Annotated in this window: 1 protein-coding gene; it reads left to right on the top strand. The window is 58.1% G+C overall.

Annotation, left to right across the window (positions count from 1 at the left end; translation table 11 throughout):
* The coding region (locus UP10_RS20940) for a reverse transcriptase domain-containing protein (protein WP_044589191.1) at nucleotides 1-789 on the top strand (789 nt) is incomplete at its 5' end.
* Nucleotides 790-954: the final 165 nt, after the last annotated feature.

The raw sequence follows: 954 nt of genomic DNA, 5'->3' as shown, positions 1-954 counted from the left end.
CTAAAGTCGGTAGCGCGCCGGATTGTTGATCGGCGCGTGTTGCATCTGATCAAGATGTGGCTGGAATGCCCCGTAGAAGAAACCGATGATCGAGGAAGGAAGACACGCACGACCGAAGCCCGGGACAACCGGCGCGGCATTCCGCAAGGCTCACCCATCTCACCGTTGCTGGCGAATATATACATGCGCCGGTTCGTATTGGGATGGAAGAAGCTCGGACTGGAGCAACGCCTCGGCAGTCGTATCGTAACCTACGCCGATGATCTTGTGATCCTGTGCAAGAAGGGCAATGCCGACCAGGCACCGCAGCAACTACGCAAGATCATGAGCAAGCTGAAGCTCACGGTCAACGAGGAGAAGACACGAATCTGCAAGGTTCCGGAAGAGGAGTTCGACTTCCTGGGATACTCGTTCGGACGGATGTACTCAGCGAGAACCGGTCAGGCACGCCTGGGATATCGGCCATCGCGGAAGAGCATCAAGCGCATGGTTGAGAAAATCCACGCACTGACGGACCGAACGGGGACATGGCAAGAAACCACAAAGCTGGTGGGCAAGGTGAACCGCACGCTGCGCGGATGGGCGAACTACTTCAAGGTAGGCACCGTCAGCAAGGCGTATCGGGCACTCGACAGCTACGCAGCGATGCGGTTGCGCCGGTGGTTGCAGTTCAAGCACAAAACCAGGCGTCGCAAGGGCGGGACCTATCCACTCCCGCACCTTTACGGGCACTTTGGGCTCGTACGCCTGAGCAGGCTTGGGCACGACGTGCCGTGGGTGAAGGCGTGAAGTTTTGTCCGAGAGCTGGATGCGGGAAATCTGCCTGTCCAGTTCGATGAGCGGGGTGTGAAAACGGGGCCATGGTCGAACCAGTGAGGCACCGCCAAACGAAAGGGGCGGAAACAGATATGTTCGAACCTAAAGCTACCGCGTCACACCTCGACTCTACCCATC

It is taken from the genome of Bradyrhizobium sp. LTSPM299 (genome assembly GCF_000938235.1).
Taxonomy (GTDB): Bacteria; Pseudomonadota; Alphaproteobacteria; order Rhizobiales; family Xanthobacteraceae; genus Bradyrhizobium.
Note: the sequence above shows the minus strand (reverse complement) of the source record. Positions and strands in the feature narration are given on the sequence as shown.